Here is a 6,397-nt window from a genome sequence, read left to right on the forward strand (position 1 = left end):
GTGGTGTGGCGGTCTCCAACGCGCACGGCACCGTGACCGGTGCGGCCGGTGGTGTGCTGCTGCGTCCGTTCGCTCGGCTCATCGCCTCGACCGGTGACAGCGTCACCACCTACGGCGAACCCTGGAACATGAACTAATCGGACGGCAGGACTAGGACCTGTCGGCGCTCGTCGTCCCGGCGGTGTCGGGGCTTGGTCCGGTGCCAGGGCCGGTGACGTGCTTGCCGGACTGGCCGTTGGTCTCGGCCAGGATGTTGCGGATCTCGGTCAGGATCGCGAGCTCGGTGTCCTGGGCCTGCTCGACCTCGCCCTTCTTGCGTAGCCGGTTGTATGGGGCGACGACCAGGAAGTAGACGACCGCGGCAACGAGGATGAAGTTGATGGCCGCCGACAGCAGGATGTTCAGGTCGATGGCCTGACCGCCCCCGATGCCGATTCGCAGGATGCCGTAGTCGGAGTCGCCTCCGGCGCCGATGCGGTTGATGAGTGGTTGGATGATGCTGTCGGTGAACTTCGTGACCAGCGCCGTGAACGCGGTACCGATGACCACCGCGATCGACAGGTCGACGATGTTGCCCCTGGCGAGAAACTCCTTGAAGCCCTTCAACATGCTCGGAATCCTTCCTGCAGTCGTGTATCTGGCTGACACGCAACGTTAGTCGGGTTGACACTGCAGCGGACGCAGTCCGGTGCTAGCTTCTGGCCATGCGGTGGCTGCTGTCGGCGATGGTGGGTGTGCTGTTCGGTCTTTCGGTCTTCGCGGTGGGGACGGCCAGTGCTGAACCGGCCCAGCCGGGCCCTACCACGACGTCGACGTCAGATGAGCTGGCCGACATGGTGATCGACGTCATCGAGAGCGGCGCGGTGGCGGTGCCGACCACCACGCCGGTGCCCGCGCCTCCACCCTGAGCCATCAGTGGAAGGTGAGCGTGACCGTCTGCACCAACGCCGCGCCCGCCACCTCGTTGGCGGCGTGAGCGGGCAGCGCCACCAGCACAACCCGGTCGCTGCCGCCGCCGGTCCCCTTCGTCTTCTCCGAGACCAGGACGACGACGGCGTCGGTCGCGATCACCTGTGGCTCGGCATCGACGCCGGTATCCGACGTTGCCGCGGCGAGCACGTCGACGACATCCCCACTGCGGATCAGATCGAGCAGTGCCGTGTCCGCGAGATGCAGCGGCACGATCCTGGCATCGGGGCCCGCCGCCGATTCGGCCAGCCGCGGGCCAAGCAATCGCACGTCGGTGATCGTCTCTCCGCGCCGGGCGGGACCGGCCAGTGTCGCGCCGACGACCGCGGAGACGTCTGACTGGTACCCATCGGGAAGTGTTGTCGTCGTGTGGTTTTCGAGCCGGACATCGTCGGTGGTGATCTCGACGCCTGGAGCGAGGTCGCGCGCGGCGACGACGATCTGGGTGTGATCTCCGTCGGGATCGGAGCGCAACGCAGCCACAGCGGCCAGAACCACCAGCGCCCCCGCTACGACGCGGCGGGCCGCCACGGTACGCGACCAGTCGGGCCGCAGGCTTCTCAGCCGGCTCAGAGCCGTCGGATTGAGCGAGTCCCCCATGCCGCCACGCTAGGCAGCGGACGGTGGCGGTGGGGCGGGCTTATGCCGCGCCTGTGGATAACTTCAGTGCGTCAGCTGGACGCTGCGGCGGCGGGCGCCGAGCTGGTCGAGCTCGAACTGTCGGACGAGCTGGAGCTGGACTTCTCCGACGACGACGACGAGCTCGATGAAGCCCCGGCGTCAGAGCTGGCGCTCGAACCGTTGGACCCGTTGCTCGAACTCTTGGCAGGCTCGCGGCTGTCGGTGCGGTAGAAGCCGCTGCCCTTGAACACCACTCCCACCGAGCCGAACAGCTTGCGAAGCCGGCCCGAGCACTTCGGGCACGTGGTCAGCGCATCGTCGCTGAACGCCTGTACTGCATCGAAGCGGTTACTGCATTCGGTGCACGCATAGGAATAGGTAGGCACGAAAACCTCCGAGGTGATCAAACTTCTTAGCACTCTACCGGCTCAAGTGCTAGAACCGCTATGTGTGCTTCACCATTCCCCGCGAGTCGGGTGATGTGAAAGCCCACACGGTGAGCGCCATGAGTACGGCGGTGGTTCCGCCCAGCAGCATCACGGTCACTGTAGACGTCGCGTCGACCACGACACCGCCGAGCAGTGCGCCGATCGAGATGCTCGCCTGAAACGACGAGGTGAACAGCACCGAGGCCGCTTCGGTCGCGCCCGATGACGACTTGACGAACCACATCTGCGAGCAGACCGGCACACCACCGTAGGCAAGGCCCCACACGATGAGCAGAAGCACGGCTCCGATTTCGGAGTGCCCGAAGACCGGCAGGAGGAGCGTCGCGCCGGCGATCATGCACGCCGCGAGCGCGAACGTCGCCCGTACGTTGCGCGCCGCCAGCGTGCCCGCGACGAAGTTTCCGACGACGCCGGCGGCCCCGTACACCAGCAGAAACGCGGTGATCGCGCTCGGCCCGACGGCAGTGACGTCCTCGAGGAACGGTGTCACGTAGGTGTAGGTCCCGAAGTGTGCGATCACGATCAGAAAGGTGATGACCAGGCCGACCCGAACCGCGCTGCTGGAGAACATGTCGCGGAGTGCGGCCAGTTGCGTGACCTCAACGGCAGGCAGCCGGGGCACGAAGGCGACAAGCGCCGCGACCACGCCCAACGTGAGCACACCCATCACGGCGAACGCGGCCCGCCAGCCCGCGATGTCCGCGATGAAGGTGCCTGCCGGCACGCCGAATACGGAACCCAGTGGAACGGCGGAGAAGATCACCGCCGTCGCCCTGGCCGTCGACTCCGGACGAACCAATCGCGCGGCCAGCCCCGACCCGATCGACCAGAAGGCGCCGATGACGAACCCGACCACGACACGCGAGACCGCCATGACCCAGTAGGCCGGCGCCGCGGCGGCGAGGAAATTCGCCAGCGCCAGCAGGAGCATCAGCGCGCAGAGCATCGATCGCCGATCAAGTCTCGCCGTCGAGACCGTCACCGCCGGCGCTGCGAAAGCGGCAAGCAGGCCGGGCATCGCCATCATCAAACCCGCTGTGCCATCAGAGATTTGGTACGTCGCACCGATCGATGTGAGCACACCGATCGGCAATATCTCGGTGGTGACGATGGAGAAGATCCCCATCGCCACCGAGATCACGGCGAGCCAGCCGACAAGCGGTGTGCTAGACGGAGCGACTGTGGTGGATGAGGCCATGGCGCCCAGTCCAGCCGTTTGATCGCAGTGTTGCTGGCGGCTTTGCGACAAGGCAGCCGTCAGTGGCTCAAGGAAACCAATCCCCGCAACGGCGTCAGCGCATGGGTCATCCGGACGTCATGCGGCTCGGCTGGCAGTTTGTCGACCACTTCGTCGTCGCGGACCACCGCGACCAGTCGTGCCGAGGAATCGGTCAGCACCAAGGTCCGGTCGTAGAAACCCGCGCCGCGGCCCAGCCGAATTCCGGTGCGGTCCACGGCAAGAGCGGGAACCAGGACCACCGCGGCGGTGGCGATCGCTTCGGCGGGCAGCCACGGCTCGGCGGGCTCGAGTAAGCCGAATCGCGCCTCGACGAGCTCCCCGCGGCGGTATTCCCCCCACTGCAGTGGCATGGGGATGCCTGCCGCGTCGTGGCGTGCGACGGGCAGCAGCACCCGTACGCCGATTCGGAGCAGGGAATCGATCAATTCCAGGGAGCCGGGCTCGGAACCGACGGGTACGTAGGCGCCGGCGGTGTCGCTGCCGGCGACGAGACCGGGCAGGTGTGAGCACAGGGCGTGGGCCTCGGCGTCGTGAAGCTCGGGCGCCAACGCGCGGCGGGCCTGCAGGATCGCGGCTCGCGCCTCGGCCTTCGTCGTGTCCACCGCGAACCCTCTCAAGCCTCTCCGAACCTCGGCCTTGGCAGGTTTAACCAACGTAGGGAGGTTAATGTGTTAGCGATGACACCGTCTCTGGTACCGATTCCGCGCACGGCGGTTGTCCCGGCCGCGGGGCTGGGAACCCGGTTTCTGCCCGCCACCAAAACGGTGCCCAAGGAGTTGCTGCCCGTCGTCGACACTCCTGGCATTGAGCTGGTGGCGGCCGAGGCCGCCGAAGCTGGTGCCGAACGCCTGATCATCGTCACCTCGGAAGGCAAGGACGGGGTGGTTGCGCACTTCGTCGAAGACCTGGTCCTCGAGGGCACGCTGGAGGCGCGCGGCAAGAACGCCATGCTCGAGAAGGTCCGCAGGGCACCTGCGCTGATCAAGGTCGAGTCGGTGGTCCAGGCCGAACCGCTGGGCCTCGGGCACGCCGTCAGCTGCGTCGAGGTGGCCCTTTCGCCCGACGAAGACGCCATCGCGGTGCTGTTGCCCGACGACCTCGTGCTACCCACCGGGGTGCTCGAGACCATGTCGAAGGTTCGCGCCAAGCGCGGCGGTACGGTGCTCTGCGCATTCGAGGTCCAACCCGATGAGATAAGCGCCTACGGCGTTTTCGACGTCGAAACCGTTCCGGACACCAACAATCCCAACGTGTTACGGGTCAAGGGGATGGTGGAGAAGCCGAAAGCCGAGGACGCCCCGTCGTTGTATGCCGCAGCCGGCCGCTACGTGCTCGACCGCGCGATATTCGACGCGATCCGGCGGGTTCCGCGCGGCGCAGGCGGTGAGATCCAGCTGACCGACGCCATCGCGCTTCTGATCGAAGACGGCCATCCGGTACATGTGGTGGTGCACCGCGGCGATCGACACGACCTCGGAAATCCCGGCGGCTACCTCAAGGCTGCGGTTGACTTTGCATTGAAACGCGACGACTACGGGCCCGAGCTGCGCCGGTGGTTGGTTGAGCGATTGGGGCTGATCGATTGCTGACACGCAACGACGCCCCTGACGCCTAGATAGGGGTTTTGTGCGTTCGGTGGAAGAGCAGCAGGCTCGGGTAGCGGCCGCCGCGGTAGCGCCTAGACCCGTCCGGGTAGCCATCGCCGAAGCGCAAGGTTTGATGTGCGCCGAGGAAGTCGTCACCGAACGCCCTCTGCCGGGTTTCGATCAGGCCGCCATTGACGGGTACGCCGTCCGCAGTGTGGATGTGCTCGGCGTCGGCGCTGGTGACGAGGACGGCGAGGGCGACGCGGACGGTGAGATCAGCCTCCCCGTGATGGGTTCGATCGAGGCGGGCGCCCGCACGCCGAGCCGGCTGCAGCCCCGGCAGGCGGCTCGCGTGCAGACCGGTGCGCCGATGCCGACGCTCGCCGATGCTGTGCTGCCCCTGCGATGGACCGACGGCGGCGAGGCCCGGGTCAGGGTGCTGCGCGGCGTCCGGTCCGGCGCATACGTTCGCCGGACCGGCGACGATGTGCAACCGGGCGATGTCGCGGTGCGGGCAGGCACGATCATCGGCCCGGCGCAGGTGGGCCTGCTGGCCGCCGTCGGGCGCGAACGTGTGCTGGTGCATCCGCGGCCGCGGGTCTCGGTGATGTGTGTCGGTGGCGAGCTCGTCGACATTTCAAGAACGCCAGGCAACGGCCAGGTCTACGACGTGAATTCGTACGCGTTGGCTGCCGCGGGGCGCGACGCCGGCGCGGAGGTGAACCGCGTAGGGATCGTCGACACCGACCCCAAGGAATTGCGCGAAGTCGTTGAGGGACAACTGAATCGGGCCGAGGTGGTGGTGATCGCCGGTGCGGTTGGGGGAGCCGCGGCCGAAAGTGTGCGGTCGGTCTTGGCAGAGCTAGGCGAGATGGAGGTCACCCGAATCGCGATGCATCCCGGCTCGGTTCAGGGCTTCGGTCAGCTCGGGCCCGAGGGTGTACCGGTGTTCCTGCTTCCTGCGAACCCGGTGAGCGCGTTGGTGGTGTTCGAGGTGATGGTCCGGCCGCTGATCCGGCTGTCGTTGGGCAAGCGTCAACCGATGCGCCGAATTGTGCAGGCCCGCACGCTATCTCCGATCGCCTCAGTGGCCGGACGCAAGGGCTATCTGCGCGGCCAGCTGATGCGCGACCAGGACACCGGCGAGTACCTGGTGCAGGCTCTCGGCGGTGAGGCGGGCGCGTCGTCGCACCTTCTCGCCACGCTCGCCGAGGCTAACTGTCTTGTGACCGTTCCCAGCGAGGCCGAACAGATCCGCACCGGCGAGATCGTCGACGTCGCGTTCCTGGCCCAGCGCGGCTGATCCGCGGGGCCGGGAGTGCCGTGATGAACCTCTGGCGTTCGAGTTCTCTGCATCCGGGGTGGCCGACGCCTGTCGGTCCGCTGCGGGTACCCGCAGGAGTGGTGCGGCTGCGCCAGGTGCGGCTGCGCGACGCCAACCAGTGGAGCCGAATCAGGCTTGCCGATCGCGCGCGTTTAGAACCATGGGAACCGGCCACCGACGTGGATTGGGATGTGCGGCATGCGATTAC

Annotated in this window: 9 protein-coding genes and 2 pseudogenes; 6 read left to right on the forward strand and 5 right to left on the reverse strand. The window is 67.0% G+C overall.

What is annotated here, in order from left to right; genetic code table 11:
• Positions 1-137 (forward strand): MspA family porin (locus VFH65_RS11545; RefSeq protein WP_353321584.1); only part of this gene is annotated, 137 nt, incomplete at its 5' end.
• Between the two features lie 13 nt (positions 138-150).
• Here the strand turns inward: VFH65_RS11545 and mscL are convergent.
• Positions 151-609 carry a large-conductance mechanosensitive channel protein MscL gene (gene mscL / locus VFH65_RS11550; protein ID WP_353321573.1) on the reverse strand — a complete coding sequence of 153 codons (459 nt, stop codon included), beginning with the start codon at positions 607-609 and terminating at the stop codon, positions 151-153.
• A gap of 95 nt (positions 610-704) precedes the next feature.
• Between mscL and VFH65_RS11555 the strand changes: the two genes are divergently transcribed.
• Positions 705-908: a hypothetical protein gene (locus VFH65_RS11555; RefSeq protein WP_353321574.1), complete on the forward strand. Its 204-nt coding sequence runs from the start codon at positions 705-707 to the stop codon at positions 906-908.
• A 4-nt stretch (positions 909-912) separates the two neighbouring features.
• On the opposite strand, the gene VFH65_RS11560 is transcribed toward VFH65_RS11555, so the two are convergent.
• Positions 913-1,569 (reverse strand): SAF domain-containing protein, encoded by a 657-nt coding sequence (locus tag VFH65_RS11560; RefSeq protein WP_353321575.1) that lies wholly within the window; start codon positions 1,567-1,569, stop codon positions 913-915.
• A gap of 66 nt (positions 1,570-1,635) precedes the next feature.
• Here VFH65_RS11560 and VFH65_RS32045 point away from each other — a divergent pair, with 66 nt between their 5' ends.
• On the forward strand, positions 1,636-1,821 hold the full coding sequence (locus VFH65_RS32045) for a hypothetical protein (protein WP_414688400.1): 186 nt from the start codon (positions 1,636-1,638) through the stop codon (positions 1,819-1,821).
• A 14-nt stretch (positions 1,822-1,835) separates the two neighbouring features.
• Here the strand turns inward: VFH65_RS32045 and VFH65_RS32050 are convergent.
• The 3 genes and pseudogenes from VFH65_RS32050 to VFH65_RS11575 all read right to left on the reverse strand — a co-directional run.
• A pseudogene (locus VFH65_RS32050) lies at positions 1,836-2,009 on the reverse strand (FmdB family zinc ribbon protein); the annotation flags it as partial.
• 25 nt (positions 2,010-2,034) lie between these two features.
• Complete coding sequence (locus tag VFH65_RS11570; RefSeq protein ID WP_353321577.1) at positions 2,035-3,237, reverse strand: MFS transporter; 1,203 nt, start codon at positions 3,235-3,237, stop codon at positions 2,035-2,037.
• Between the two features lie 59 nt (positions 3,238-3,296).
• Positions 3,297-3,881 carry a 5-formyltetrahydrofolate cyclo-ligase gene (locus VFH65_RS11575; RefSeq protein ID WP_353321579.1) on the reverse strand — a complete coding sequence of 195 codons (585 nt, stop codon included), beginning with the start codon at positions 3,879-3,881 and terminating at the stop codon, positions 3,297-3,299.
• Positions 3,882-3,956: 75 nt separating this feature from the next.
• Here VFH65_RS11575 and VFH65_RS11580 point away from each other — a divergent pair, with 75 nt between their 5' ends.
• The 3 genes and pseudogenes from VFH65_RS11580 to VFH65_RS11590 all read left to right on the forward strand — a co-directional run.
• Positions 3,957-4,868: a UTP--glucose-1-phosphate uridylyltransferase gene (locus VFH65_RS11580; protein WP_353321581.1), complete on the forward strand. Its 912-nt coding sequence runs from the start codon at positions 3,957-3,959 to the stop codon at positions 4,866-4,868.
• A gap of 37 nt (positions 4,869-4,905) precedes the next feature.
• Complete coding sequence (gene glp / locus VFH65_RS11585) at positions 4,906-6,168, forward strand: gephyrin-like molybdotransferase Glp (RefSeq protein WP_353321582.1); 1,263 nt, start codon at positions 4,906-4,908, stop codon at positions 6,166-6,168.
• Between the two features lie 23 nt (positions 6,169-6,191).
• Positions 6,192-6,397, forward strand: a pseudogene (locus tag VFH65_RS11590) (RimJ/RimL family protein N-acetyltransferase); the annotation flags it as partial.

Source organism: Mycobacterium sp., assembly GCF_035697385.1.
In the GTDB taxonomy this organism is placed as follows: domain Bacteria; phylum Actinomycetota; class Actinomycetes; order Mycobacteriales; family Mycobacteriaceae; genus Mycobacterium.

Coding starts and splice junctions, on each gene's coding strand:
- mscL (WP_353321573.1), bottom strand. CDS start 609: ATGTTGAAGGGCTTCAAGGAGTTTCTCGCCAGGGGCAACATCGTCGAC.
- VFH65_RS11555 (WP_353321574.1), top strand. CDS start 705: ATGCGGTGGCTGCTGTCGGCGATGGTGGGTGTGCTGTTCGGTCTTTCG.
- VFH65_RS11560 (WP_353321575.1), bottom strand. CDS start 1,569: ATGGGGGACTCGCTCAATCCGACGGCTCTGAGCCGGCTGAGAAGCCTG.
- VFH65_RS11570 (WP_353321577.1), bottom strand. CDS start 3,237: ATGGCCTCATCCACCACAGTCGCTCCGTCTAGCACACCGCTTGTCGGC.
- VFH65_RS11580 (WP_353321581.1), top strand. CDS start 3,957: ATGACACCGTCTCTGGTACCGATTCCGCGCACGGCGGTTGTCCCGGCC.